At 65.2% G+C, this 24920-nt stretch carries 23 protein-coding genes and 1 tRNA gene; 13 read left to right on the top strand and 11 right to left on the bottom strand.

The window, feature by feature from the left end; genetic code table 11:
- Positions 1-33 precede the first annotated feature (33 nt).
- From JRZ79_RS16465 to JRZ79_RS16455, 3 genes are all read left to right on the top strand, one after another.
- Positions 34-870, top strand: a complete 837-nt coding sequence (locus JRZ79_RS16465; protein ID WP_049892496.1) for an MBL fold metallo-hydrolase — start codon at positions 34-36, stop codon at positions 868-870.
- Positions 871-956: 86 nt separating this feature from the next.
- Positions 957-2306: a hypothetical protein gene (locus JRZ79_RS16460; RefSeq protein ID WP_205252574.1), complete on the top strand. Its 1350-nt coding sequence runs from the start codon at positions 957-959 to the stop codon at positions 2304-2306.
- A 48-nt stretch (positions 2307-2354) separates the two neighbouring features.
- Positions 2355-3260: a hypothetical protein gene (locus JRZ79_RS16455; RefSeq protein WP_010902593.1), complete on the top strand. Its 906-nt coding sequence runs from the start codon at positions 2355-2357 to the stop codon at positions 3258-3260.
- A 24-nt stretch (positions 3261-3284) separates the two neighbouring features.
- Here the strand turns inward: JRZ79_RS16455 and JRZ79_RS16450 are convergent, their stop codons facing one another.
- A complete protein-coding gene (locus tag JRZ79_RS16450; RefSeq protein ID WP_205252573.1) occupies positions 3285-4760 on the bottom strand; it encodes an HTTM domain-containing protein in 1476 nt (491 codons plus the stop codon).
- Between the two features lie 136 nt (positions 4761-4896).
- On the opposite strand from JRZ79_RS16450, the gene JRZ79_RS16445 reads away from it, so the two are divergent.
- The 3 genes from JRZ79_RS16445 (at position 4897) to JRZ79_RS16435 (ending at position 6949) form a co-directional block, all read left to right on the top strand.
- A complete protein-coding gene (locus JRZ79_RS16445; protein ID WP_205252572.1) occupies positions 4897-5706 on the top strand; it encodes a methyltransferase domain-containing protein in 810 nt (269 codons plus the stop codon).
- An 80-nt stretch (positions 5707-5786) separates the two neighbouring features.
- Positions 5787-6470: a carbonic anhydrase gene (locus JRZ79_RS16440; RefSeq protein ID WP_205252571.1), complete on the top strand. Its 684-nt coding sequence runs from the start codon at positions 5787-5789 to the stop codon at positions 6468-6470.
- A 125-nt stretch (positions 6471-6595) separates the two neighbouring features.
- Entirely contained in the window at positions 6596-6949 is a 354-nt protein-coding gene (locus JRZ79_RS16435) for a hypothetical protein (protein WP_231546350.1), read from the top strand.
- A 164-nt stretch (positions 6950-7113) separates the two neighbouring features.
- On the opposite strand, the gene JRZ79_RS16430 is transcribed toward JRZ79_RS16435, so the two are convergent.
- The 3 genes from JRZ79_RS16430 to JRZ79_RS16420 form a co-directional block, all read right to left on the bottom strand.
- Positions 7114-8187: a tyrosine-type recombinase/integrase gene (locus tag JRZ79_RS16430; RefSeq protein WP_205252570.1), complete on the bottom strand. Its 1074-nt coding sequence runs from the start codon at positions 8185-8187 to the stop codon at positions 7114-7116.
- On the bottom strand, positions 8180-8557 hold the full coding sequence (locus JRZ79_RS16425; RefSeq protein WP_012289235.1) for a DUF5805 domain-containing protein: 378 nt from the start codon (positions 8555-8557) through the stop codon (positions 8180-8182). The genes JRZ79_RS16430 and JRZ79_RS16425 overlap by 8 nt, the downstream gene beginning before the upstream one ends.
- A 1750-nt stretch (positions 8558-10307) precedes the next feature.
- Positions 10308-11036 (bottom strand): halocin C8-like domain-containing protein, encoded by a 729-nt coding sequence (locus JRZ79_RS16420; RefSeq protein WP_231546349.1) that lies wholly within the window; start codon positions 11034-11036, stop codon positions 10308-10310.
- A 380-nt stretch (positions 11037-11416) separates the two neighbouring features.
- Between JRZ79_RS16420 and JRZ79_RS16415 the strand changes: the two genes are divergently transcribed.
- On the top strand, positions 11417-11779 hold the full coding sequence (locus JRZ79_RS16415) for a metal-dependent transcriptional regulator (RefSeq protein ID WP_010902585.1): 363 nt from the start codon (positions 11417-11419) through the stop codon (positions 11777-11779).
- A gap of 11 nt (positions 11780-11790) precedes the next feature.
- Here the strand turns inward: JRZ79_RS16415 and JRZ79_RS16410 are convergent, their stop codons facing one another.
- The 7 genes from JRZ79_RS16410 to dmsR all read right to left on the bottom strand — a co-directional run bounded on the left by JRZ79_RS16410 (position 11791) and on the right by dmsR (position 18912).
- Positions 11791-12681 (bottom strand): DUF106 domain-containing protein, encoded by an 891-nt coding sequence (locus JRZ79_RS16410; protein ID WP_205252569.1) that lies wholly within the window; start codon positions 12679-12681, stop codon positions 11791-11793.
- 72 nt (positions 12682-12753) lie between these two features.
- A complete protein-coding gene (locus JRZ79_RS16405; RefSeq protein WP_205252568.1) occupies positions 12754-13332 on the bottom strand; it encodes a molecular chaperone in 579 nt (192 codons plus the stop codon).
- Complete coding sequence (gene nrfD / locus JRZ79_RS16400) at positions 13329-14636, bottom strand: NrfD/PsrC family molybdoenzyme membrane anchor subunit (RefSeq protein WP_205252567.1); 1308 nt, start codon at positions 14634-14636, stop codon at positions 13329-13331. The genes JRZ79_RS16405 and nrfD overlap by 4 nt, the downstream gene beginning before the upstream one ends.
- On the bottom strand, positions 14636-15424 hold the full coding sequence (gene dsrO / locus JRZ79_RS16395) for a sulfate reduction electron transfer complex DsrMKJOP subunit DsrO (RefSeq protein ID WP_205252566.1): 789 nt from the start codon (positions 15422-15424) through the stop codon (positions 14636-14638). Before dsrO ends, nrfD begins: the two co-directional genes overlap by 1 nt.
- Positions 15425-15426: 2 nt before the next feature.
- A complete protein-coding gene (locus tag JRZ79_RS16390; RefSeq protein ID WP_205252565.1) occupies positions 15427-17925 on the bottom strand; it encodes a molybdopterin-dependent oxidoreductase in 2499 nt (832 codons plus the stop codon).
- A complete protein-coding gene (locus tag JRZ79_RS16385) occupies positions 17918-18157 on the bottom strand; it encodes a 4Fe-4S ferredoxin N-terminal domain-containing protein (RefSeq protein ID WP_010902579.1) in 240 nt (79 codons plus the stop codon). The genes JRZ79_RS16390 and JRZ79_RS16385 overlap by 8 nt, the downstream gene beginning before the upstream one ends.
- An 80-nt stretch (positions 18158-18237) precedes the next feature.
- On the bottom strand, positions 18238-18912 hold the full coding sequence (gene dmsR, locus JRZ79_RS16380; protein ID WP_205252564.1) for a dimethyl sulfoxide reductase transcriptional activator DmsR: 675 nt from the start codon (positions 18910-18912) through the stop codon (positions 18238-18240).
- A gap of 145 nt (positions 18913-19057) precedes the next feature.
- On the opposite strand from dmsR, the gene mobB reads away from it, so the two are divergent.
- The 6 genes from mobB to JRZ79_RS16350 all read left to right on the top strand — a co-directional run bounded on the left by mobB (position 19058) and on the right by JRZ79_RS16350 (position 24907).
- Entirely contained in the window at positions 19058-19504 is a 447-nt protein-coding gene (gene mobB / locus JRZ79_RS16375; protein ID WP_205251646.1) for a molybdopterin-guanine dinucleotide biosynthesis protein B, read from the top strand.
- Between the two features lie 79 nt (positions 19505-19583).
- Positions 19584-20285: a molybdenum cofactor guanylyltransferase gene (locus JRZ79_RS16370; RefSeq protein WP_205252563.1), complete on the top strand. Its 702-nt coding sequence runs from the start codon at positions 19584-19586 to the stop codon at positions 20283-20285.
- Positions 20286-20348: 63 nt separating this feature from the next.
- Positions 20349-22001, top strand: a complete 1653-nt coding sequence (locus tag JRZ79_RS16365) for a type II/IV secretion system ATPase subunit (protein ID WP_205252562.1) — start codon at positions 20349-20351, stop codon at positions 21999-22001.
- Positions 21998-24133, top strand: coding sequence for a type II secretion system F family protein (locus JRZ79_RS16360; RefSeq protein WP_231546348.1), 2136 nt, complete (start codon positions 21998-22000; stop codon positions 24131-24133). The genes JRZ79_RS16365 and JRZ79_RS16360 overlap by 4 nt, the downstream gene beginning before the upstream one ends.
- A complete protein-coding gene (locus tag JRZ79_RS16355; protein ID WP_205252561.1) occupies positions 24130-24783 on the top strand; it encodes a class I SAM-dependent methyltransferase in 654 nt (217 codons plus the stop codon). The genes JRZ79_RS16360 and JRZ79_RS16355 overlap by 4 nt, the downstream gene beginning before the upstream one ends.
- A gap of 53 nt (positions 24784-24836) precedes the next feature.
- Positions 24837-24907, top strand: a tRNA-Gly gene (locus JRZ79_RS16350).
- The last annotated feature ends 13 nt before the right edge of the window (positions 24908-24920 follow it).

Raw genomic sequence — 24920 nt, 5'->3', positions numbered from 1 at the left:
GAACGCTTAGGACGCGGGCCACCAACGGCCGGTATGGTGCACTCCGACTGGGGCGACTGGCTGCCCGCAGCCGTCGCCGCCGCCGATCCCGACGGCATCGCGGTCTGGTATCTCGGCTGCAACGGCGTGATCCTGAAGGCCAGCGACGGCACGACGCTGTTCGTCGACCCCTACCTGGGGACCGGCGACCCGCCGCGAACGGTGCGCATGATCCCCGTGCCGTTCGATCCCCGTGACGTCTCCGACGCCGACGCAGTGCTCGCCACCCACGAGCACACCGACCACGTCCACGGCCCGAGCCAGGCCCCGCTGCTCGCCGACACGGGCTGCTCGCTGTACGCCCCCGAGGCCTCGATCGCGGTCGCCCGCGACGACGAACGCTGGCAGGACGACTACGCCGTCACCACCGATCAGTACCGGCGCGTCGCCGTCGGTGACACCTACGACATCGGCTCGTTCACCGTCCACGTCACGCCCGCACACGACCCCGACGCGGTCCAGCCGGTGTCGTACGTCTTCGAGCACGACGCCGGCACGGTGTTCCACGGCGGCGACACCAAACCCGCCGACGCCCTCGCGGAGATCGGGGCGGCCCACGACATCGACGTGGGGATTCTGGCGTTCGGATCGACGGGCGAGATCCCCGACAAACAGACCCGCGAACCGTCGGTCACGACGTGGTACAACACGGAGACGGAGGTCGTCGCGTGCGCGAACGCCCTCCAACTCGACCGGCTGGTCCCCACGCACTGGGACATGTGGAAAGGACTGACCGCGGACCCGACGGCGCTGCACGCACACACCCGCAGCATGGCGTCACCACAGCGCCTCGACGTCGTCGAAATCGGCGACCGCATCGACGTCTCGTAGGCCCCCACCTCGCGCATACACCTACCCCCCGGCAATTTAAGGGCCTCTCCGCGTAGATTGCTGTATGAACGACGCACTCCAGGGTGATGCCCGTGAGTGACGAAACAGTCGTCGAAACGAACGGTGTGACCGTCAGCAAGTTCTTCAACGCCGAGGACTTCCCGGTGCCGGCCGTCGCCTTCGACGTGTCTTCGACCCGTGACGGCGGGGTGACGCTGACGATCACCGACGAGATCCCCGAGGAGTTCGGCATCGACCAGATCGGGTTCCACCCCGAATACGGCAGCGAACACTGGACGGCGACGGGCGACGGCGTCGTGCGCTTCGAGCGCGAGATCGACGCCGGCGAGTCGTTCACCACCGTCTACGGCGTCCGCATGGAGGACGACCAAGACGAGACGCCGTTCCTTTCGGCCCCGGAGATCGACGTCGACGGCCCCGACATCGAGGACGCCATCCCGCCGGAGTCCAGCGACGTGGTGCGGGAGCTGGCGGGCGGCGACCGCGACACGGTCCCCGGGCTCGAAGACGAGGACACCACCGACCACGAGTTCGGATCCGTCGAAGCGGACGTCGGCGACGCCGATGTCGACACGCCGGTCACCGACGACGCCGAAATCCTCGGCGACGACGCCGGGCTCACCGACATCGGTGGGACCGAGCCCGAGGACGCCGACGACACGAGCCCCGACACTGACGGCCAGCCCGCGGACAACACCACAGGGACGGGCGCCGCACTCGAAGCGACGGCGACCGCCAACGGCGACGACACCGCCGACGCCGACCCGCCAACCGACACGGTGGCCGCCGACACCAGCGCCGCCGACGACGCTGCGGGTGTGGACGCTGCGCCCCGTGACGGCTCGGAGATCGTGGCCGCGCTCGCGGACGCGATCCGCAACGACGCCGTCGCCGACGACGACCTCGCAACCATCCAGGACGCGATGGGTGGGGTACCCGAATCGACGCGCGTGGAGCTCACACACCTGCAGTCCCGGGTCTCCGAGATCGAAGCGTACACCGACGCCCTGGAGTCGTTCATCGACGACAACGGCACGGCACAGGACGTGCTCAACGACCTCGAAGACGACGTGGCCGACCTGGAAACCGAGCTATCGACGGTGCGCGACGACGTGGCTGGCGTCGAGCAGTCCGTCGACGCTGCCGCCGACGACCGGGCGGCGCTGCACGAGCGCGTCGACGACGTCGAAGCCACGGTCGGGGCTGTCGACGACCTCGAATCGTCGCTGGACCGGCTGCGCGGCGACGTGGACGCCCTCGACGAGCGCCTCGCGGACACCGAGGACGACGTGCTGGCGCTGGCCGACGTCTCCGGCGACGTGGACGCCCTCGAAGCCGACGTCGCCGAGCTCTCCGAGCACGTCGACGCCATCGACGACTGGCGCGACCAGCTGTCGGACGTGTTCAGCGCCTGAGCGCTCGGGATCACAACGGTTTTCGGCGCGCACTGGCTGCACCCAACAATGACACCCCCGCCGGTTCGCATCGCCGTCCCGCGGAAAGGACGGCCATTGGAGGCGGTTCTCGACCGCGTCGGCGAGCTCGCCGACGCGGCGTCGGTCGCCGACGACATCGCCACGACGCTGCGCTACGAGAAGGGGCTCACGAAAGGCGACCACCACGACGCTCGTGGTGTCTACGAGCGGCTCGCCGCGTACAGCACTCCCGACGAGCCGACGGCCCCCGACTACACGCTGTTGCGGGACTCCCGTGTGGGGAAACCACGCCGGATCGTGTTCGACTCGCTCACCGTGACCGTGGCGGGGACGCGCGTCGAACTCATCGGGCGCGAGGAGCCGTTTCGCGCGCTCCGCACGCACGAGTTCGCCCTGGGGTTCGACAGCGCGGACCTCGTGCTCGAGGAGGTGGTGGGGCTCCGTCCCGAGCCGCTGACCTCGATCGCGGACGTGAACGAGCGCATCGATCCCGTCGACACGGACGTGCGCGTCGCCTCCGGGCTCGGCGACACGGTCTATCACACGCTGTTGGCGACGCCGGACGCCCACGGTTCGGCGGGCGTCGACCGGGCGTTTCTGGACGCCTACAGCGGCCCCGTCTGCATCAGCCCCCGCTACGAGCGCCTCGTCGAAGCCGTGCTCGGCACCGCCGTGACCGAGGGCCTGACGTTCACCTACCCCGATGCCGACCACGACGAGGAAGAAGCCGCGATCGCGGACGCCGGCGTCGGTGTCTACCTCACGGTCACGGGATCGACCGCCCGCGACCACGGCCTCACCGTCGGCGAGCAACTGTTCCCGAGCGAGACCGTGCTCATGGAGAACCAACACGAGGCCACCGGGGAGCGTGTTGCCAGCGTGCGACAGGCGCTCACCACCGCACCGACGGAGACCGCGATCCCACCACAGTAACGCCGACCCGCCGCTGCTCGCTTGCTACACCCGTTCGGCAGCGTTCACGGGGCAGTCCGCTGCCCCGATTCGACGCCGGTGTGTCGGCTCCGACCCGCCGAGCCGCGTCGGCTGCCGGACGTCATAGACGGTCACGTTCGTCACCCCCCGGTGCGGCGTTCCGGCCGCCGACCGCCGACACAGATAGGCCACCAACCCCGCCCGGACCGCGTGGCTGTCGCTGTCGGCAATGTTCACGACGTACTTGCGCCACCGCGCGCTCGGATACTGGGCTGACACGTCGGGGGGTTTCCCCCAGGAGAACGCGCCGCCAGCGAACGCCCCGATGCGCCCGCCGCCGGGCGTGGTGGCCGGCGCTTTCACCCAGTGATCGACGCTGAGTGGCTCCGGGGCGAACATGTACCACCGCGGTGGTGGCGCGTCCCCGGCGTCGAGTGGCCCGACGCTGACCGGCGTTTCCACACCCCCGACTGAGACGACCGTGTACGCCGCCTGTCCGACCAGCAACACCACGAACACGCCCGTTACGGCGGTTCGAGCGCGCGCTCGAACGGATCGAGGCAGTGACGGCACTGGAACCGACGGCGCCCTCTCACGCTGGTCGGCAATCCATCGAACGGGATGCACGGTGCGCTGTGGGCGGGCTGCAGCCGCCGCCTCCCAGACACAACCGGGAACGAACGGCACCAGTCCGACGACTGCGACGAGCGGGAACACGCCCAGCTGCATCGTCGCCGCCATCCCCAGGTGCATCCCCGCGAACGCCGCCGCCGCCGCCGCCCGCCACCACCCGGTCAACACGACCAGACACACCGACCCCGCAAGCAACACCAGCCACACTCGGTCGAACGCCACCAACAACCGCGGGGTTTCCGACAGCACGTGGCCGAGCCCGACGACGAACATCTCCAGACTGAACACCGTCCGTACGGCCGTCCCGGACACCCACGCGTCCCCGCGAAGCTTCAACACGGCGTTCGACGTGTAGACGATCACGAGCTGGCACAGCACCCCCACGGTCGCCACCGAGACGACGCGGTCCCGCCACGCCCCCCGATCCACGGCGTCCACGCTCCAGCGCTCCCCCAGGGGAAGCCCGAGCGCCCACACGAACAGCATCTGCAGGACGAGATCACCGCCGTTCAACACCAGCGGGTTTCGGGCGTGCATCGACACCACGAGCACTCCCGTTGCGAACGTCGCGGCTGTGCTCCGATACCCAACGAGCAACGCGACCGCGGCCACCGCCGTCACCGCGAACAGCGCCGCCTGTGCCCACGCCGCCCCCGAAAGCATATGCAAGGACGCGCGGCTGACGACCGGATACTGTGCGCGCATGACCGCCCGCGGGAGCACGCCACTGTCGGTGTAGAACGCCGTCAACGACTGCAGCCGCAACGCCAGGTCAACCAGCACGACCACCGCGAGTCCGACACGGAACGCGGCCAACGATCGCGTGTCGACGCCGAGACGCGACGCGACCGCTGCTCGGAAACGCATACACCCGACTGGCCCCCGACCGCTGATAAACGTTGCCTGGCACGTGTCCCCACGACCACGGCAGGGCGCCGCCACGGCTCCCACCACATCCTCGCCTTCCGTGGTATTCTTGAGCACGCACGCCCTTCTCACGCTGATGAACACCGCTCCCGACACCGGGACCGAACGCGCGACGTACACGTGGTCGGCGGGCCGGTACCCCTCACTGGCCCCGAACCTGCTGCCCGCGATCGCACGCCTCGTGAGCGCCTGCGGCGTCGACCCCGGGAACACGGTCCTGGACGTCGGCTGTGGCACCGGGAACGCCGCCCTCACCGCCCGCCGCGCCGGCGCAACCGTCACCGGGCTTGACGTCACGCGGTCGATGCTCGAACTCGCCCGTGACACCACACAGCTCACGGATTACAACGACATCTCCTGGGTCGCCGGGGACGCGAGTACGCTCCCGTTCCCCGACGACGCCTTCGACATCGTGCTCTCTAGTTTCGGCCACGTGTTCTCCCCGGCCGCAGCCGAGGCCGGCCGCGAGATGCTGCGCGTCGCCCAGCCCGGCGGCCGCGTCGCGTTCACCGCGTGGTCCCCCGACGGCCTGGTGGGGGCGCTCACCGACGTGCTCGATGACTACGTCGGACACGACGACCACGACCCCTGGGCGCACCTCCGGTGGGGGAACCCGGAGTTCGTCCGCGACCACCTGGGTGACGCCTGCGAGCTCACCTTCGAGCGCCGCATCGCGCGCTTCCGGTACGTCTCCCCCGAGCACTTCTGGCGGAACTTCGCCGAGGAGGCCGGCCCGCTCTCGCCGGCGCTGCGCGCGCTCGACGACCCCGGTGCGCGGAGCGCCCTCCGCGAAGACGCGCTTGCCACGCTGGATGAGTGGTTCGCGGACAACACGGTTCGCGTCGAGTACCTCCTCGCCCGCGGCGTCGTCGACGGCGCCGCCTGACCCAGCCACGGCAGCCACCGTTGGAGGCGACGGGCTGCTTGGCCCCGGTATATATCATGGGGCACCCCGTCGGTGTGTGCATGGACAACGTGATCGTCGACATGCTGGCGGGCAACCAGCGCCATGCCGCCGAGTTCCAGTCCCGGTTCGACGACGTCCAGAACGCACAACACCCCGACGCAGTCACTGTCTGCTGTGCCGACTCACGGGTGCTTCAGGACGAACTGTGGGCGAACACGGACCCAGGTAGTATCTTCACCTGCGCAAACATCGGCAACCGAGTGATCCAACGAACCCCCGACGGAGACGTCGTCTCCGGCGACGTGCTCTACCCCATCGAGCACACTGGAACGGAGACAGCCGTCGTGGTGGGTCACACCGGCTGTGGCGCGGTCACAGCGGCGTACCGGGATCTCATCGGTGACACCGGGGCGGAGCCGCCGGGGATCGTGCACTCGCTGACCCCCATCCGCACGCGACTGGCGGCCGGAGTGGATCTGCTCCCGGCGGACCTCTCAGAGTCCGCAGCGATCAACCGACTCGTCGAATACAACGTCGACCAGCAGGTCCAGTTCCTTCTGGAAAGCGACCGCGTCGACGACGCCGTCTCGGTCGTCGGCGCGGTGTACGACTTCCAGGACGTGTACCCGGGCTCCCGTGGCGAAGCACACGTGATCAACGTCGACGGCGAAACCGACCCATCAACGCTCCGCGAGCAAGCGCCCGAAATCGCGTCACGGATCACTCGGCTCTGGAGTTACTAACCGCGGCGGACTGCGCTCTTCGGGCGAGAATCCGAAACCGGTGATCCGCCACAGTACGGTGGGAACGGACCTCTACAACAGGGAGTACGACACGTCTGTCGTCATCTGGGTTCCTCCACGATCTGATGGCGGATACACACGTGGCGTCTGCTGAGATTCGCTCGGAGTTCGGAGACGACGTTGCGAACATCGCGGACGCCACTAGCTTCGACGAGACCATCGACGATCATCTCGATATCGATGGACGATGTTTCGAGGTGGGACGTGGTGCGGTGATGGTCAAAGCTGCGGACATCCTCGATAACAGTGATTACTACGAGCTGAGTGGCTCGGCGGAGCTACGAAAGACCCTACGCAAGAAACTGGATTCTTTCATCCGATACTCTGAGCAGTATATGCGCGCCGAAGACAGACATCAGGAACTCGATGCTACGCCCCCGATAGTTAACGAACGGATGAATATAGAACCCGACAACTGAATGCTCCCACATCCGTGACGTCGGATCTGAGAGTGGGCGTTTGGAGAGCCGTCTGAGTGGGGGTCCGTTCACTGGATCGGGCAAAAAGACGCATCAATAGCCGATTAAGCTGTTGTGGCCACAACGCCGACCCCCAACGACTCTCTATCGCTGAATACGGTTTATCAAACTCCTCCGTGGGTGGTAGTCAGCGAATAGATGTGGTTGAGATACACCTCCCGTACTCGATCCCCCCAGTTGTGCGTGTACGTGTCGATGATGTCGTCGGCCACGTCGCCGCGGAGGTATTTCACGACGCCGCGATCACCAGTCCGGTTCCGGAGATGCGTCGTGAAGAAATGCCGGAAGTAATGTGGCGTTACGTTCTCGGCGGCGTCCCCACCTTTGTGATACCACCCGCGGGGTTCGGCGTGTCGCCGCACCATCCCTCGGACCATCTCCGGCGTCAGACGCTTGCCCCATGCGTCCTGCGTGCTCACGAACACCGGGTCGGCAGGCGATGGGGTGTCCGGTCGAATCGCCAACCACCGGACGAGTTCGGTTTTCAACTCCCGGTCAAGGGGGACGAGCGTGGCACGCTTGCGCTTGTTCGACGCCGAGCGCTGCTCGCCGTTGACCGTTTCGCCACGGCTCATCGCCGGATCAACGTACAGCGTGTCGGGGTGGCTGCCGAGCTGACCGCGTGTCCCCGCCTCATAGGCGGAGGAGACAGCCGGCGCGTCCAGGTTGACGTCCCGGAGGTCGAGGTTGCAGAGCTCGCCGACTCGAAGCCCGGTTTTCAGCAGTCCAACGATCACGGCGCGCTCCAACGGGTGGGTGATGTCCGCGATGAACTCCCGCATCGCCGCAACCGAGATATCCCTCCGAGTGGGGTTCGTGTCGATGGCCTCGTCCATCTCCTGGCTGACCAACGCCATCGGATTCCCGTCAACGACGCCGACCTGCTGCATGTAACTGTAGAACCGGTTCACGTACGACGCGTACGTCGCGACCGTGCTTTCGGCGTACTGCTCGCGGAGGTGATGCACCCAGGTCAAACAGTCCCGGCGGCCGGCGTCGACCGGCTGCGCGCCGGCGTTCGAAAGGAACGCTTCGAACGACCGGAGGACGCGTGCGTACGCGTCCCGGGTTCGCTTTGCTTTGCCGTGATACTGCATGTCCTCGAGGAAGTAGCCGATAGGATCGTCACGCGCATCAGCATCGGTCTCCCTCGCCAAGGAATCACGTGGCTCACTCATCAGCCTGGGAAACGTAGCCACCACGTCGCGGGTCGAACCGAATCACACCATCGTCTGCGAGGGACTGCACCGCGGTGTCGATCCGGTCCTCGAAGTCCCCCGCCAGTTGAGCGACTAACTCATCCCAGGACACGGCATCCCCTTCGTCGACCATCGATTGAACCCGGTCTTCGAGGGCATCACCCCTAGGGGTTGCGTCGCTAGAACCACCGTCTGGGCTGTCGTCCAGGAACCCCCGTCGTCCGGCCTGCACCATCGTTCGGAGGAACTCGCTTTGCGTCATATCTAACCGCTCGGCGTGATCCTGCCACGTGGCTTTCTGGTCCGCTGGTACGTACGTCTTCACGACGGCGCGATCAGTGTCTCCCATACAGGGCCAACAGCCACGGCTCACTTCAATGTTCCTCATACAGAGATAAGTGTTTTTATCGGTTCTTCGAGCCTGGTTCAGGTCGCCAAGAAAGGCCTAGACAGGATGATTTCTTTCAATTTGATTCCATAGAAGAGGATTCCCGCTGGAACGTGGAGTACCACACAAAAAGATAAAGACGCCACCGGATGAGCGGAGGTTGCACGCCGGTGTATAACCATGTATCGAGTGGGCGGTCTTGAACTCGTACACAGCCGAAAACCTGGCACTCGGCGATCGATTCACTGACGCCGGCACAGTGGCGACCCCGGCACACTCAGTAGGCGACCGTCGATAGCTGCGTGGTCTAGCGCAGCCGTATACGTGTCGCGCCCTCAGACCAGCCCACAAAACAGCCAACCTGAAGGGGACACCACGTTCTATCCGAACGGAGCCCGGCGTAACATCAGCGATGTTCAAATCGTGAGTTCCTCGTGATGCAATGTTGGACCAATTCCCGGTGCCGAAGACTTCGCCACAGAGTATTGACGATCCGATGGCATCTGAACGCAGGTATCGAAGAGCCGGTGGCGCACCGCTTTGCGCCGACCAGCAAGGCCGCCACAGCTCGGCTCAGAATGTGTTTGCCCAAGCTCGGCAGGCGGTGGGTCAGTGAGTACCGGACTACTGTCTGGATACCCTGTGGAGTCCGCGGCTCGTGGCCACAGTTACATCGGCCGAAACATATGTATAATCGCGTTAACTTTTGGTATCGCTCACGGTGGACCAATGTATCACGCTGTTTCACTGGTCGGTGGCCGGAGTGATCGCGTTACGCACACAGCTGGTTGATCATCTTGCCGATGTTCCTCATAGTACGGGTGGAGCTTACCGTGGCGCTCACGTGGGGAATCAACACTGCACAGCGTATCAAGATCTCCCGTTCGACGACGTTGCTCAGGTCAACGCAGAACACTGTCGGAGTTAGCCAGAGAATTTCCGGGACAGTCTCACCACGGCGTTCTTTGGTTCTATCCCTTTGAGTGGGGAACACGCGGATCACGCAGTCGTGTAGAGCTGTTGTACACCCCTGCAACAGCAAGACAACGATTGCCAAGCGGTGGCTATGTTCCGCCAACCGGTGTTCACGTCCAACATCTGCGCATCGTAAGTTCCTCATCGCGTAGTTTCCACTGTGATCCGTGCGAAACCGTGAACCGACGGTCCTCAAATCCGGTGTGTGGCGTCTGTCTGCGGAAGCGAGCTGCTTGGAACACACGATTCCGGGTATTGGAATGAAGACAGTCGTAAATTCGAGAGTGATATACGAAAAGCACGGCCTGTACTGGATTCGAGGGTTTGAGCGTATTAGGTGGATTCGACCACCGGTAAGCGTGCAGGATTGAGTGCAATCAAATGGCTAAGCCGCGATAACTGGCTGCTGTACCTGTCACTTGATAGTGGTGGTGCCGGCGGCGTAGTGATTGGGTCCGATCTACCAGCCAGCGTCCCTAAGTTACGGTAACGGTTGTTTCCCGGGATGGGACGGTTCAGTTCGCCCCGGACCGGATTGACAGACCGATGTAGTAGGCGACGCCAACAACGATCCCACTCAATGTGGCCTCAGAGAGGGCCGCGATCGGGTTCCGACCGAGGGCGATGTAGCCCACTAGCGTCAGCAGCGATGAGCCGACAGCGACGGTAGCAGCGGCTGTCCGCGTGGAAACGCTGCCTAGTCCGAATCCAATAGTAACGTCTCCCATTATTTACGTTATATATTCGGGAGCGGTATTTCAATTATTTCACCTGGCTTATCGGGCTCACACACATCAAGCCCAGAGGACTTACAGATTGTCGCACTGATGTCGTTACCGCACCCATCGGTTGTAGCCTCGGCGACTTTACAAATGGCTTCGACGATCGTAACACATGCAATGCCTCCGGCAACACTTATCCCGAGGACCCCGCAGACCACCTTACCAAACGCTCCACAGAGCTTTTTGCAGATGACTTGTGTGGCGAAATAGCAGCCATCGCAGCCACTGAAGTTTAGCTCATCCGGAAGGTCCGGGAGGTCATCTGGGGATGGCAGATCGAGTTGCGCGTTCGGGTCTTCTGCATCCTGTACGTGGCTGAGGTCATCGATCAACGCCTCGACAGCCTGTTTGCTCGGTTCCTCGGTTGTCTTCGTGAACGAGCCATCGATTCCGCCGGAACGGTCAGTCGCAATGGCTGGGTCGGTCCCGGATGAATCGTCGCCCAGCAGGTCGTCTCGTTCGAGCTTTTTGAATGCGCCATCGTCGTGGGAATGGTCGACGTCGAGCTGTGCAATGGCGATCTCCTGGGATTCGGGGTGGCGTCCGAGAATGATCCCCGCACGACTGTTTTCTGCCGCGTCCTGAAGCTCATACGAGGCAACTTCACGGTTGAAGTCTTCGGTCTCAGTAACAGCCACGGTGAGGGTAGTGTCGCCCCAGGCGAATGAGTAGCCGAGGTCCACGGCCTTTTGCCGGAGCTGCGTGAACCCACGTGGCCCGTTGTGAGGTGTGGTCTGTACGCACCCCAGAAATGTAGGTTAGCCTAGAATCCGGAAGTGTTTTGCCTGCTAGATTCGCACTCGTTGATAACCACCAACTGAGCGGCTGGCGGAGCACCGGTCGAACCCGGCACCACGACCCCGGAATCCACTCTCAGAATGATATGTGCTATGTACACACTCGGCTGCACGAGCGAGTCATACCGTCCAGCGGCGAGTGATGTAGTCAAACCACGGTCGCGCGCGCACCGATGCGGTAGCAGTCTTATCCCGCTGCAGCCCAACGTTCACATACGAGTGGCACAGACCCAATCATCCACACCCGGCTCCCGGTGGACCGACCAATGAGTGGCGCGGACCAGTACCTACTGGCGATCTACATCGAATCCCATCGCGACGACAGCCCCGTGCCGACGGGACAGCTTGCCGACCGCCTAGAGAAGGCCGCACCGTCGGTGACGGAGATGCTCAAGCAACTCGACGAGAACGGGCTCGTCACCTACACGCCGTATAAGGGTGCACGCCTCACTGATGCGGGTCGTGAGCGCGCCACGGAGCTCCACGAATCCTACGTGACGCTGTCGTGGTTCTTCCGAAGCGTGCTCGACTTGGAGACCCACGAATCCGAGGCAATGGAGTTGGCGAGCATCATCGACCCGACGGTGACCGATCGGCTGGCCGCAACGCTACCCGATGACGACCGCTAGAGCCGCGCTCGCTACGTCGAGGCCTGGATGTTGAACGTCTTCTGGAGGAACTGGCGTGACGCCATCGAGCACACGAAATACCATACGATCCACGTCGCCATGGGTCCGAGCAGTGCGTGCTGCCAGGCAACGTGTCCGGCGAGCGGGACCACCATTCCGTGCTCGCTCGCGCCGAGGTGTCCGCCACGAACCTCCCAGCGGAGCCACAGGAACACCGGGATCGTCAACAGCATGATCCACACCATCGGCCGGAACTGCAGCTTGAACAGCCCGAGCTGATCGCCAGCGGCGTCCATCTGCTCGCTTTGGATGCGTTCGAGTGCTTCGTCGTCACCGCGCTCTTTGGCTGCCTCCCGGCGTTCTTTCAGGGCCGCCATCCGGTCTTTGTACGCCTGGAGCGTCTCGTGGTCCATGAGCCGGGACTGGAGGTACGTGGAGTAGACGCCGGTGGTGACAGCCAACAACAACACGACGATGTGGAACGGCAACAGGTTCATCACCGGGGCCAGGAGCTGGTTGTCGACCGATGCGATCGTGGTCTGGATGGAGCTGTTCCAGTATCCCGCGAACAGCCCGATCGCGCCGACGGCTGCCGCCTTGTCGTAGATCGTCCAGGACGCGGATTCGATCGCCGGCGCGTCGGTGTGTTCGGTCGACTCGGCGTCAGTGTGTGCCGCCAGCTCGGCCGCCAGTTCGTCGGGGTCCGCAACCACGAACCCCGTGTCGGTGCTCGTGAGCACGCCCGCGGAGATCAGTCGCCCCCACTGACTGCTGGAGACGGCGTCGCTGACGTCGTCCCACTGGAGGTCCCCGGTTCGGGCGTCGCTTTCTTCGAGGACGGCGCTCGCTGCCTCTCGCATCGCTGCTGTTTGAAGGAGTGATGCTAGCTGGGTGTCAGGCATACTGATGTCTCACGATTTCGGTCGGTCATTATGACCCTTCTGCTTGCCGGAGATCCGGGCCCCAGCGGGGAGTCACGGGGGCGTGTCAGCACGGGCCAGCGTGTCCACGGTCACGTTGAGGAGAGTTCGGTAGAACGGCTTCGGGTCGGCGTCCCGGACGCGCCGGGCGAACGACTCGACCCAGTTCCGTGGGTGCTCGGTGAGGAACTGTTCGAGTGTTTCGGCGCCCTCGTGCTCGCGCAGGTAGGCCGCGAACTCGAGTTCGGTTGCGAGGTGATCCGGCGGTGCCGACTCCGAGGCGGCGGGCTGGAGGCCGTACTCGCTGTACCAGCGGGCGACCGCCTGCGTCGACGGCCCGTACACCGGGCCGAGGTCCGCGTCGCGTTCGCCGTCACGGTAGACGCTTTCGTACGGCGGTGATTGGGACGGTCCGGGCCCGACGAACAGTCGCGTGTACTCGGCCCGAAGCGACTGTGCGTCGACTGTCGTGTCGGTCTCGGCGGCGAGCGCCGCCTGCAGGTCGTCATCGGGCTGTCGCCAGCAGGCCGCAAGCGCCGCAAAGCGGGCTGCGGTCGGCGGACCGTCGTCCGTGTCGTCGAACGCGTCGGCGACCGCGACTGCGCTGTCGTTGTTCCGGGTGGCTGGTGTCATTGTGTTCGATCACCGCCGTCAGTGGCGTACGCCGCATCGGGTGCCGCGCGCTGCAGGGGGAGATAGCGGAGGCCGGCCATCACGATCAACGCGCCGATCGAGATCACGCCGACTGTGACCGCGATCTCGACCGCGGTCGGCGTGTACGTGCCGGCGGTCGCCCAGGCGTCGGTCGTGAGGCCGGCGTACTCGCCGCCGGTTGCGATCCCCGGGGCGGCGTTGATGTTCACGCGCTGGTAGCCGGTGAACACCAGCCGGATCCCCTCGAAGAGCGTGCCGAACACCGCCAGCACGCTCGCGGTGAAGATGACTGACGCGCGCCTGCGAAGCGACGGCGTGGCCAACAACAGCAGTGGCACCGCGCCGCCGAGACCGGTCCACAGCCAGAAGTAGACGGTGTCCCCGATGAGGAAGTTGCTGGTGATCGCCCAGAACCCGAAGTGGTGTGCCCACGCGTGCGGGAGGCGCTCGGCGGCGAGCAGGTACACCACGTGGAACGCCAGGAAGATCCCCAGCAGTTTGCCCAGGCTGGTGAGCTCCCCGCGGTCGGCGGTGAACGCCGTGAATCGGTCCGCGAGGATCGACACCACGAGCAGTAGTCCAAGCCCCGAGACCAGCGCTTTCGCGATGAACACGGGCGCGACGAGCGGGCTGAACCAGTCGCCGCGGCCGACCTGTGTGGCGAAGATCCAGCCGGTCACGGAGTGCAACGCGACTGCCGCGGGCAGCGCACAGACCGCGGTCCAGAACATGAGCGTGCGGTCGCGGTCGCGGCCGGCGGCCGAGTCGGACACCCACAGCGACAGCCGCGACCCTCGGGCGGCGAGATCGCGGCGCGTCAACAGCCACAGGTACCAGACGTTGAGTGCGCCGTACAGCATCACGATGCCGAAGTCCCAGACCATCGGCGACCGGAAGTCCGGGGAGGTGACGAACTGGTAGATGCGGTCCGGACGCCCGATGTCCGGCAGGATCAACAGCCCCGCGACGATGATGCAGCCCAGGCTCACGAGCACGCCCAGCCGAGCGAACCCCTCGTAGCGCTGGGAGTGGAAGAACTTCGGCGCACTGGACAGGATCAGCCCGCCGGCCGACAGCCCCACGAACAGCACGAACAGCATGATATACAGCCCCCACGAGAACACGTTGCGCATCCCGGTTTCGATGAGGCCGTGCTGGAGTTGGTACGCCCACGCGCCGAGGCCGATCACCAGGAGGAGCGCGAGCACGCCGAGCCAGCCGCGCCCGAGTGTCCCGAACGACGACAGCACGGGGCGGCGTGCGGTCGTGTCGGCGTCCGCCATCAGTCGTCACCTCCCGCGGTCTCCGCCGGCACGTGCGGCGTTGGCCCCTGCTCTGATGTTGGGGCACCGTTCCGCCGCCGCGTCGCCTGTGCCGCTTCATCGTCTCCAAGTTCGGTTTCAAGCTTATCGCTTGTCCATGGCCGACCTGGTGTCATCTTCCCCTGTACGTAATACGTACTTGGGTCGGTGCCTTTCTCATTGAGCAGCTGTTCGGTATTGTATTCCGAGATGTACTTCGAGACGGTGCTGTCGTCGTCGTCCAGGTCACCGAAGATGCGGGCGTCCGCCGGACAGTTCACGACGCAGGCGGGGTCGAGGCCGTCCTCGACGCGGTGGCTGCAGAACGTGCATTTCTCGACGACGCCCTGTGGTCGTTCGGCCACGTCTCCCGTGCCGCCTTCGGGGCGGTGCTCGGGCTCGTCCCAGTTGAACACACGGGCGTTGTACGGGCAGGCCGCCATGCAGTACCGACACCCCATGCATTTGTCGTAATCGATCTCCACGATGCCGTCGTCCCGGGTGTACGTGGCGTTCACCGGGCAGACCTTCACACAGGGCGCGTTCTCGCAGTGTTGGCACGCCGTCGGCTGGTAATTCATGTCCAGGTCGCCACTTTCGCCGTCCTCCGGATAGGTCCCCGACGGTGTATCGACGTGCTCTCCACCAACCGTCAGCACGCGGTTCCAGAACTGCCCCATCGGGACGTTGTTTTCCTGTTTGCACGTCATGGCACAGGTCTGGCAGCCGATACACCGTTCTTGATCGATCACGAGACCATAGTTCGTCATAATCACTCACCTCCCGCTGAGTCCGGCGTCGATCCACGCGGATTAGCTTCGGTGTATTTGCTGGTGTCAAGGTCTTCCGGGGCCGGTTCGACTTCAACGGCCGTGTCGTAGAAGGCGAAATTCCCGGTTGCGTTGCAAATATCCATATGGGTGAGGTTGTTGTGATGGCCCTTGATGTAGTCTCGTTCCCACCAACCTTGATCAGTGTTGACAATCTCTGGTCGGATCGCGTCGTTGTATTTCGCCCTCACAATCATTTGCCCACGATCGTTGAACACCCGAACGTAATCACCGTCCTCGATTCCCCGCCGCTTGGCCGTTTTTGGATTGATGTCCAGTTGTGGCTGCTCGTTTATTTCTCGAACCCAGGGTTGGTACTCATACTGTGAGTGGATCCGCCACTTCGAGTGTTTTTGCATGAACATGAGTGGGTATTCATCCCGGTAGTCCCCATCGTCGTCCGTTCGGCTCTCAATTGGGTCCGGTACTTCAAGTGAGACTTCTCCATCGATGTCGTCGCCGTCTTCGGTTGGAGCGTCTTCGTCGTATATTTCGAGCCGTCCAGTAGGAGTATCGAATTCCCCCTTGTACAGCACCGGGTCGTCGTCAATATGGACAGTCCCCTGTTCAACTAACCTGTCATAGTCAATTCGGTCGTCGTTTGCAACGATCCGTTTGATGGCCTCTGTTTTGTCATGAACGAACTCGTCGCCGTAGCCAAGTCGTTTTGCCAATTGAACGATTATCCAGTAGTCATCTTTCGCTTCCCAGAGTGGCTCGTGTACCGGCTGCCGGTAGTTTACGTGTGGATGGTTCGAACCACTGATGATGTCCTCTCTGGTGAACCAGTGGTTGGCTGGGAGAACGATGTCTGCATGTTGAACAGTTGGTGTGTGGTGCATGTCCGCAACCGCGATGAGATCCAGATTATCCGCCGCGTCAAGCCACCGCTTCCGGTTAGGCATCTGGTTGGCCAGGAAATTCGACGCCTGGCTATACATCATCTTGATCTGGTAGGGGTCACCGGACTCCATTGCCGTGATGATGTCCGACTGTTTTAGCGAGGTGGTTCCTGGCGCGCTATCACCAACTTCAAAGAAGTCTCCCGGGTTGTATCCACTTCCACTCGGATGTGAGGCATGGATCGTCCCGTGACGCCCGTAGTCACCCGTAAGGCTGAGCAGCGTAGCGTATGCCTGACCGAACACGTGTCCATACTTGTACCGGTCCGGGCCGTATCCGGATGCAATCCCGCCAGGACCACGTGTGGCGAGCCATTGGACTGCGGTCCGGATATCCGTCGCTTGGAGCCCCGCACGTTCGGCGACCGCTTCAGCCGGGTACTCGGCGGCTTTCCGTTCCAGCGCTGTTAAACCAGTGTGCGTATTCACACCGTTAGTCGTGTATCGTCCGAAGAGCGCGTAGTTACCGTATGTTTCCGGGAGTAGCGGGACGGGTTCGTTGGTTTCTGCATCGATTGCGACTGGTGTCTCGGCGTCGCCGTCAGGGAAGACGTCTGCAGTTTTGACTAAGTCACCCGTGTTTTCGTTGACCAATGCGGGACCTAGCGTTCGCTTGCGGAGGAACGACGAATCATACAGTTCCTGGTCAAGAACAGTATGTATCATCGACATCGCCACGTGGGCGTCCTTGCCCGGTCGGATCGGCAGCCAAAGATCCGCTTTCGAGGCTGTGCCAGTGTACACTGGATCGACAACAACGAGCTTTGCCCCGCTCTCGATGGCGTCTAGCAGTATCGATGCGTCCTGCTGGAGGTTGCTGGCGAAGATGTCCGACCCCCAGACGATGACCGTGTTCGCGTTCTGCCAGTCCTCCCCGAAGTTCGTTTCGGCGTTAAAAAGCCCGGATCCAGTAACTCTTCGAAATCCCAGACCCGTGTTGATATCGATCGACCAGCTCTTCTGAGTCCCACCAAACAGGTCCGAGAGCTGTGACTGCATGGGGCCACTAAGCCCGCTGTCCCCGGATCCCGTCTCGAAGTAGACGCTTTTGGGGCTATACTGGTCACGGATGGTCGTCATCTTCTGGGCGATCTTTTCCAGTGCCTCGTCCCAGCTGATTCGCTCGAACTCCGCCTCATTGCCCCGCTTCGTTGGCTGTGGGTCTTTTAGCGACCAGCTGGAACGCTGCATTGGGTATTTCAGGCGTGTCGAATTGTAAACGCGCTGTGTGTGTGACAGCCCTAGCAGACAACCACGTTTGTACCGCTCATCCGCTGGGATGTTCGGCTGTACTTTCTTTATCTGGCCGTCTCGTACGAACGCTCGAAGAGTGCATTTCCCCCGGCAGTTCGGCGAGCAGGCGGTTTTGACGACCTGGTCCTCGCCGAGGAAGCTCGTGACGGCGTCCCCAGCCGTGTCGGAGTCGTCGTCCTCCTGGAGCGTCGACAGCAGACCGCCGCCGCCGCTCAGCCCGACTGCGGCGACCGCGCCCGACTTGAGGACGTCTCGCCGGGTGGCGTTGAGGTCGGTGTCACTCATCGAAGTCCTCCGGTTCCGTGGGGCGGTCGTCGCACCCGAACTCCGCGGTCACTCTGTCGTGGTAGCGCTCGTGGAACGTGGCCTCGGAGAGGTCGCCGTTGGCGACGCGGATCGCGTCCGCGGCCATCTCCTTGCCGAGTTGCGCGTCGTAGCCACAGTCCGCGAGCATCGAGTCGGCCGTTTCCTCCCAGTCCGGAATCGGCTCGTGTGCGTCCGGCGTGTTGGGGGCCATACAGCTAGCCGTAGCGTTCCGGCGGGCATGGTGGTGGTGCTAAATAATTGCGGCCTTTATGTGTGGCAGTCGGGGCGGCGTCACGGCGCGGAGCCGGCTGACTGTTGGGCTTCGGTGAACGCGCTCGTGGCGAGCTTGGACTCGACGGCGCTCAGTCGCTGTGAAACCGCCGACTTGGAGATGCCAAGCGCCGTCGCGAGATCCGACAGGTCGGCACCCCGCGGCGTGGCGTAGTAGCCTTTGGCGACCGCCGCCGCCGCGGCCTCGCGCTGTTTGTCGGTGAGCTTGAAGAGATCGAGGGTCACATGCGTGTGTGAGTCGCCCGACTGGTCGTCGGCGGCGAGCCGCGTCAGGTGGGTCAGCGAGACGGTGTTCGCGACCGCCTTGAGATCCGCCACGAGGTCCGTGAGCGTCGTGCGGTCGGCGAGATACGTTTCGACGGTGATGGTGTCGGCGGCGACGGCCGTGATCTGGGGGACACAGCCGTGGTCGCTGAACACGCAACACAGGCAGCTCTCGGTGGTCTGGGTTGCGACGTGCATCACGTCGGATCGGTCGGCGTCCGGGCACGCCGGCGCGACAGTGACGTCGGCGTGGCAGTCGTCGCCGGTGTACTGGTGGCGGACGGCAGTGACCTCGCCGTCGATCTCTTCGAGTGGACATGCGGCCGCATCGGAGAGCGCCACGTCGAGCACGACGCGCAGACGGCGCCGTGATCTGTCGGTGTTCGGCTGGCTGGCTGTGCGCTCTGACATACCGCGTGTTTGCGGGCGGCCGGTAAAGTACCGCGCGGCTGTTCCTATAAGGCTGGAACGACGCCGCGGCCAGCAACTCGGCGCGCACAGACCCACCGGCGCGAACAGCGCAGCGTTCTTGGGCGCTGGGCCGGACCGGTCCCGTATGCAGGTACTCGCCGTCGTGGGACCGTCGGATTCGGGGAAGACGACCGTTGTGGCGCGCCTGGCCGAGCGACTCGCCGCCCGGGGACCGGTCGCCACGGTCAAACACCTCACCCACGAGCCCGACATCGACACCGAGGGAAAGGACACGGCGCGCCATCGGGCCGGCGGCGCGTCCCGGACGATCGGGCTCACCGACGACGGCTCGTGGTTCGGAACCGGTGACAGCCGCGACCTCTCGGCTGTCCTCGGGAGTTTCGCGCCCACACACGACTACGCCCTGGTGGAGGGGTTCAGCGACAGCGCCCTCCCGAAGGTCGTGCTCGGCGGCCGGGACGCGGCCGCGCCAGTGGCCGTGACCGCGGCGAGCGCCGACGCGCTGGACCTGGACGCGGCTGTGGCCGCGATCACGGATCCGGCGGCGGCCTACGAGCCCCACGAGCAGTAGCGTCGGCCGGCGGCGGGCGCGCTCCAAGGGCGTGGGATTCGGCGGGACGGTTTTCAGCGACCAGTGTGGACCGACACCCATGGTGATGGGCAGCGCGGCCGGGGGGCGGGCGGGGATCGTTCTCGCTGGGGGTCGCTCCACCCGCTTCGGGGATCGCGAGAAGGCGTTGGCCACGCTCGGGGGCCGCCCACTGCTCTGGCACGTCGTTGCGCGCCTCGGGACGGTGGTCGACAGTGTGGTGGTGAACTGCCGGCGCGACCAGCGCGCGGCGTTCCGGGCGGCGGTCACGACCACGGACACGGACGTGGCCTTCGCGGTCGATCCGGATCCCGGGCAGGGTCCGGCGGCGGGACTTTCGACGGCGCTGAACGCGGTTGGGGAGCCGGTCGTGGCGGTCACGGCGTGTGACATGCCGTTCATCGACCCCGCGTTTTTCGCGTGGCTGTGTGACCGGCGCGCCGACGCGGGCTGCGCCGGTGCAGTGCCCGTCGTTGATGGACACCCACAAGTCACGCACAGCGTGCTGGCCGCAGCCCCCACGCGGGTGGCTGTCGACGCCGCGGCGGCGGCCGGGAACCGGAGCCTGAGTGGCGTGGTCGCTCGCCTGCCGGTCACGCACGTTCCGGCGGCGCAGACACGCCACCGGACGGCGCGCCACAGCTTCATGGACGTGGATACGCCGGCCGAACTGGCTGCGGCCCGGGAGCGCCACCGCGCCCCACGCGCCGTCGATCGCGCGCACGACCCCGGTGAGACCGGTGTTTCGAACGCGGGTGACTGAGATGCGTGCCACAGCGCCGGACAGCTTTTTATGGTCACACGACTGAACGCTCCAGTAGGAGCGATGGCTGGGGATCTCTTCGCGGGCCTGGATGGCGGGCTTGATGCGCTACAGCGGCGCGCGAGCCGGATCGTCGAGGTGTTGCGCGGAACCGCCGTCGACGTTCCACCGTACGACCCACAGGCCCACGGCCCGCTGGTCGAGTTTGACGGGGTGGCGGACTACGAGGAGGTCGACCGGTACTGGGTCAACGCCCCCTATGCGTTCGTGTTCATCGGCTTCGACGCCGAATCCGACACCCACTACTATCACGTCGTGGAGCCACACCTGGATGACTTCGAGCAGACGGTGTTGGACCAGCTCTACGACGACATCCGGGACGCGCTCATCTACGATGCCACCACCGATCCCGACGACCGCGAGGCGGTCCTGATCGCGCAGATGCAACGCCTCCTCTCGGAGTACAGCATCGACGTGACGCCGAACGCGTTCCACCGGCTGTTTTACTACTTACACCGCACCTTCGAGGGGTTCGAGAAGCTCGACCCCGTGATGCAGGACCCCCACATCGAGGACGTGTCGTGCGACGGCTACGGGCTGCCGCTGTTCGTCTACCACACCGACTACACGGACATCGAGACCAACATCACCTACGAGCAACAGGAGTTGGACAGCTTCGTCGTGCGCCTCGCCCAGCAGTCCGGCCGCCACATCTCCATCGGCGATCCGGTCACCGAAACCACCCTGCCGGACGGATCGCGCGCCGAGCTCGCGCTCGGCGAGGAGGTCACCCCGAGGGGGTCGGCGTTCACCATCCGGAAGTACAGCGAGGAGCCGTTCACGCCCGCAACCCTGGTCGACTACGACACGTTCAGCCTCGACCAGATGGCGTACCTCTGGCTGGCCATCGAATCCAACAAGAGCCTGCTTTTCGCGGGCGGTACGGCCTCGGGGAAGACCACGTCGATGAACGCCGTGTCGATGTTCGTGCCGCCGCGGGCGAAGATCCTCACCATCGAGGACACCCGCGAGCTTGCGCTGTACCACGACAACTGGCTGTCGTCGGTGACCCGGGGGGCGGACGGCGGCGGCGGAGACACCATCACGATGTACGACCTGCTGCGGTCGGCGCTCCGCCACCGCCCCGAGTACATCATCGTCGGCGAGGTGCGCGGCGAGGAAGCGATGACGCTGTTCCAGGCGATGAACACGGGCCACACGACGTATTCGACGATGCACGCCGACAGCGTGCAGACGGTCATCAACCGCCTCGAAAACGACCCCATCAACGTCCCGCGGGCGATGATCCAGAGCCTGGATATCCTGTGCGTGCAGACGCTCACGCACGTCGGTGACGAGCGCGTTCGCCGCAGCAGCGTGATCGCGGAGATCGAGGGGATCGACCAGCGCACCGGCGACCTCGACTACTCCACGGCGTTCGAATGGGACCCCACGCGCGACGACTTCGAGCAGCGCGACTCGAACGTCCTCGACGAGATCCAGGACGAGCGCGGGTGGTCGCGAAGCGACCTGCTCCGGGAGCTCAGGAACCGCAAGCGCGTCCTCCAGTATCTCGTCGAGCAGGACGTGACCGACTACCGCCGGTTCACGGCCCTGATCAACGAGTACTACGCGCAGCCCGAGCGCGTGGTCGCCCGCGTCACCGACGCGCTCGATTCGGACGTCGCGGCCGCCGCGCCGGGGGTCGTGGAGTGATCACGGTGGCGGTGTGGCTGCTGCCGCTGGCCGCGGTGCTGGCAGTCGACTGCGTGGTCGGCGCGGCCGCCATCACCGGCGCGAACCGCGTCGATCGCGTGCTCTCCCGGGTGGGGCGTGCGGCGTTCGGTGGGCTGGCCCGAGACCGCGAGCGCGCCAACCCCGAGCAGGTCGCGGCGCTCCAGGGGGCCCACGTCGCCCAGACGTACCGGACGTACGCCGCCCGCACGTACCTGTTCGCGACGCTCGCCGCGCTCACTGCCAGCATCCTGGGCGTGTATCTCGTTGCCGGCGTGCTCGTGTTCCTGGGCGGAGCCTCCGCCGGGGTCCGCAGCCAGTTCCCGGGGCCCGTGCGCGGCCTGTTCGTCGATAGCGTCGCCGCGTTCTCGCCGGGCGTGCTGTTCGGTGCGTTCGTCCTGTCGGGCGCAACGGTCGGCGTCGTCGCGGCCTACGGGACGTACACGGCACGCTGGCTGCGGCCGCGGTATGCGGCCGGCGAGCGCGCGCGCCGCATCGACGCGTCGATGGAGCGCACCGTGGCGTTCATGTACGCGCTGTCGCGCAGCGGCATGCCGCTGTCCGAGGTGTTGCGGATCCTGGCGCGCAACCAGCCCGTGTACGGGGCGGCGGCCGAGGAGATGGCGGTCGCGGTCACGGACATCGACAACTACGGCGCGGACATCATCACGGCCCTCGAACGGGTGGGGACTCGCACGCCGAGCGACGACCTCGCGGAGTTCACCGAGAACCTCGGAAGCATCCTCCAGTCCGGCAGCGACCTGCCGGCGTTCCTCAAACAGGAGTACGAGTATTACGCCGAGGAGGCCGAGGCCACCCAGTCGCAGTTCCTCGAGTTGCTGGCGACGCTGGCAGAGGCGTACGTGACGGTGCTGGTCGCCGGGCCGCTGTTCTTGATCACGATTCTGGTGGTGATCGGGCTCACGCTCGGCGGAACGCTCGGGTTCCTTCGACTGACCGCGTTCGTGCTGGTGCCCGGCGCGACGGCCGGGTTCGCGGTCTACCTGGACTCGATCACGGACGCGACGGTGGGCGGTCCCGGCGACGAGCAGTCCGTGGGCGGCGAGCAGTCCCGGTTCCAGTCGATCCCGTCGCCGTCGGCGGCGCTGTGTCCCGACGGCGGCGCTGACGCGGCCGTGGCACCGCTCGGATCGTCGCCGGAGAACCGCGCTCGGTTCGCGATCTCCGAGCGCCTGCGGCCGGTGTTGTACCGCCTCCGGAACCCCCTCACGGTCGTCCTGGAGACGCCGACGCTGCTGTTCTGGGTGAGCTGTCCGATCGCGGCCGTGTACCTCGGCAGCCAGTGGTGGGCACCACTGAGTGCGGGCGTGTTCGCGCCGGCCGCGTACGACGACGCGCTCGTGCATGCGACCGTGTTCGTCGTCGGGACATTCGCCGTGGCATACGAGACGGCACGACGACGGCGGAAAGCGATCGAAGCGGAGGTGCCGGACTTCCTGGATCGGTTCGCGTCCACGAACGAGGCGGGGATGGCCGCCGTCGAGAGCTTCGGGCGCACCGTTGATGGGGATCTGGGCGCGCTCACGCAGGAACTCGAACGCACGTGGGCGGACATCCAGTGGGGGGCCCGCATCGAGCACGCGCTCACGCGGTTCCGGGACCGCGTGAACACGCCGGCCGTCTCGCGGGTCGTGGCGCTGACGACGAACGCGATGGCCGCCAGCGGCAACCTCGGGCCGGTGCTCAGGATCGCCGCCAACGAAGCCACCGCCAGCCGGCGCTTGGAGCGGGACCGCCGCAACGAACTGCTCACGTACGTCGTCGTGATCTACGTGTCGTTTTTCGTGTTCATCGCGATCATCGTCGCCCTCGACACCATCTTCATTCCGAACATCCCCACCGGCGCGGCGACGCAGGCCGGGAGTGGCGCGAGCAGCGCCGTCGATAGCGGTGCGTTCTCGCAGTCGGCCGGCCAGCTCACGGCCGCCAAGAAGGCCGCCTACAGCACGGTGTTTTTCCACACCAGCCTGGTGCAGGCGGTCTGCTCGGGGCTCGTGGCCGGCCAGATGGGGGCCGGATCGGTGAAAGCGGGCGCGAAACACGCCACCGTGATGCTGGTGGTTGCGTACACGACGTTTCTACTCCTGGGATGACAGACACACCACACGCCGCCGACCGCGACGTACAGCACACGTACAACCGGATCGCCAGCCACTTCGCGAAGACCCGCGAATACCCGTGGCCGGAGGTCGAGTCGTTCCTGGACGAGGAGTGTGCGGCGCCGGCGGTGGCGCTCGACCTCGGCTGCGGGAACGGACGCCACGCCGAGTTGCTCGCCGCGCAGGCCGCCGACGTGGTCTGCGTGGACGCCAGCACGGGGCTGCTCTCGGAGGCCCGCGACCGCGCGGCGGCCAACGACTTCGACGCGACACTGGTCGCCGGCGACGCCGCCTGCGTTCCCGTTGCGTCGGGCACGGTGGACATCGCGGTGTACGTTGCGACGCTACACCACCTCCGAGACCGGGACGCTCGCGTGGCCAGCCTCACCGAACTCGCGCGCGTGCTGGCCCCCGACGGCACCGCGTTGGTGTCCGCCTGGAGCACCGCCCACGACCGCTTCGACGCCACCACCGGCTTCGACACGACCGTGGACTGGACGCTCCCCGGCGGTGAGACGGTGCCGCGGTTCTACCACGTCTACGACCCCGACGAGTTCGACGCCGACCTCGCCGCCAGCGACCTCCGTGTGGTGTCCTCAACCGTCTCCAGTGGCAACTGTTACGCGGTCGTTGCGCCGGCGTGACGCTGGCGGCGAAGGGAAACACCCATAAACGACGGCTGGAAAGCAGTGGGTGCGCGCCGGTAGTCTAGTGGTAGGACCTGAGCCTTCCAAGCTCATGGCCCGGGTTCAAATCCCGGTCGGCGCATTCCTCGCGGTCG

This window comes from Halobacterium sp. BOL4-2, assembly GCF_016917835.2.
GTDB classification, from domain to species: Archaea; Halobacteriota; Halobacteria; order Halobacteriales; family Halobacteriaceae; genus Halobacterium; species Halobacterium salinarum.
Note: the sequence above shows the minus strand (reverse complement) of the source record. Positions and strands in the feature narration are given on the sequence as shown.

Bases quoted from the DNA above. Each gene is read 5' to 3' on its own strand.
- JRZ79_RS16465 (WP_049892496.1), top strand. From the start codon at position 34: ATGGTGCACTCCGACTGGGGCGACTGGCTGCCCGCAGCCGTCGCCGCC.
- JRZ79_RS16460 (WP_205252574.1), top strand. From the start codon at position 957: ATGCCCGTGAGTGACGAAACAGTCGTCGAAACGAACGGTGTGACCGTC.
- JRZ79_RS16455 (WP_010902593.1), top strand. From the start codon at position 2,355: ATGACACCCCCGCCGGTTCGCATCGCCGTCCCGCGGAAAGGACGGCCA.
- JRZ79_RS16450 (WP_205252573.1), bottom strand. From the start codon at position 4,760: ATGCGTTTCCGAGCAGCGGTCGCGTCGCGTCTCGGCGTCGACACGCGA.
- JRZ79_RS16445 (WP_205252572.1), top strand. From the start codon at position 4,897: ATGAACACCGCTCCCGACACCGGGACCGAACGCGCGACGTACACGTGG.
- JRZ79_RS16440 (WP_205252571.1), top strand. From the start codon at position 5,787: ATGGACAACGTGATCGTCGACATGCTGGCGGGCAACCAGCGCCATGCC.
- JRZ79_RS16435 (WP_231546350.1), top strand. From the start codon at position 6,596: ATGGCGGATACACACGTGGCGTCTGCTGAGATTCGCTCGGAGTTCGGA.
- JRZ79_RS16430 (WP_205252570.1), bottom strand. From the start codon at position 8,187: ATGAGTGAGCCACGTGATTCCTTGGCGAGGGAGACCGATGCTGATGCG.
- JRZ79_RS16425 (WP_012289235.1), bottom strand. From the start codon at position 8,557: ATGGGAGACACTGATCGCGCCGTCGTGAAGACGTACGTACCAGCGGAC.
- JRZ79_RS16415 (WP_010902585.1), top strand. From the start codon at position 11,417: ATGAGTGGCGCGGACCAGTACCTACTGGCGATCTACATCGAATCCCAT.
- JRZ79_RS16410 (WP_205252569.1), bottom strand. From the start codon at position 12,681: ATGCCTGACACCCAGCTAGCATCACTCCTTCAAACAGCAGCGATGCGA.
- JRZ79_RS16405 (WP_205252568.1), bottom strand. From the start codon at position 13,332: ATGACACCAGCCACCCGGAACAACGACAGCGCAGTCGCGGTCGCCGAC.
- nrfD (WP_205252567.1), bottom strand. From the start codon at position 14,636: ATGGCGGACGCCGACACGACCGCACGCCGCCCCGTGCTGTCGTCGTTC.
- dsrO (WP_205252566.1), bottom strand. From the start codon at position 15,424: ATGACGAACTATGGTCTCGTGATCGATCAAGAACGGTGTATCGGCTGC.
- JRZ79_RS16390 (WP_205252565.1), bottom strand. From the start codon at position 17,925: ATGAGTGACACCGACCTCAACGCCACCCGGCGAGACGTCCTCAAGTCG.
- JRZ79_RS16385 (WP_010902579.1), bottom strand. From the start codon at position 18,157: ATGGCCCCCAACACGCCGGACGCACACGAGCCGATTCCGGACTGGGAG.
- dmsR (WP_205252564.1), bottom strand. From the start codon at position 18,912: ATGTCAGAGCGCACAGCCAGCCAGCCGAACACCGACAGATCACGGCGC.
- mobB (WP_205251646.1), top strand. From the start codon at position 19,058: ATGCAGGTACTCGCCGTCGTGGGACCGTCGGATTCGGGGAAGACGACC.
- JRZ79_RS16370 (WP_205252563.1), top strand. From the start codon at position 19,584: ATGGTGATGGGCAGCGCGGCCGGGGGGCGGGCGGGGATCGTTCTCGCT.
- JRZ79_RS16365 (WP_205252562.1), top strand. From the start codon at position 20,349: ATGGCTGGGGATCTCTTCGCGGGCCTGGATGGCGGGCTTGATGCGCTA.
- JRZ79_RS16355 (WP_205252561.1), top strand. From the start codon at position 24,130: ATGACAGACACACCACACGCCGCCGACCGCGACGTACAGCACACGTAC.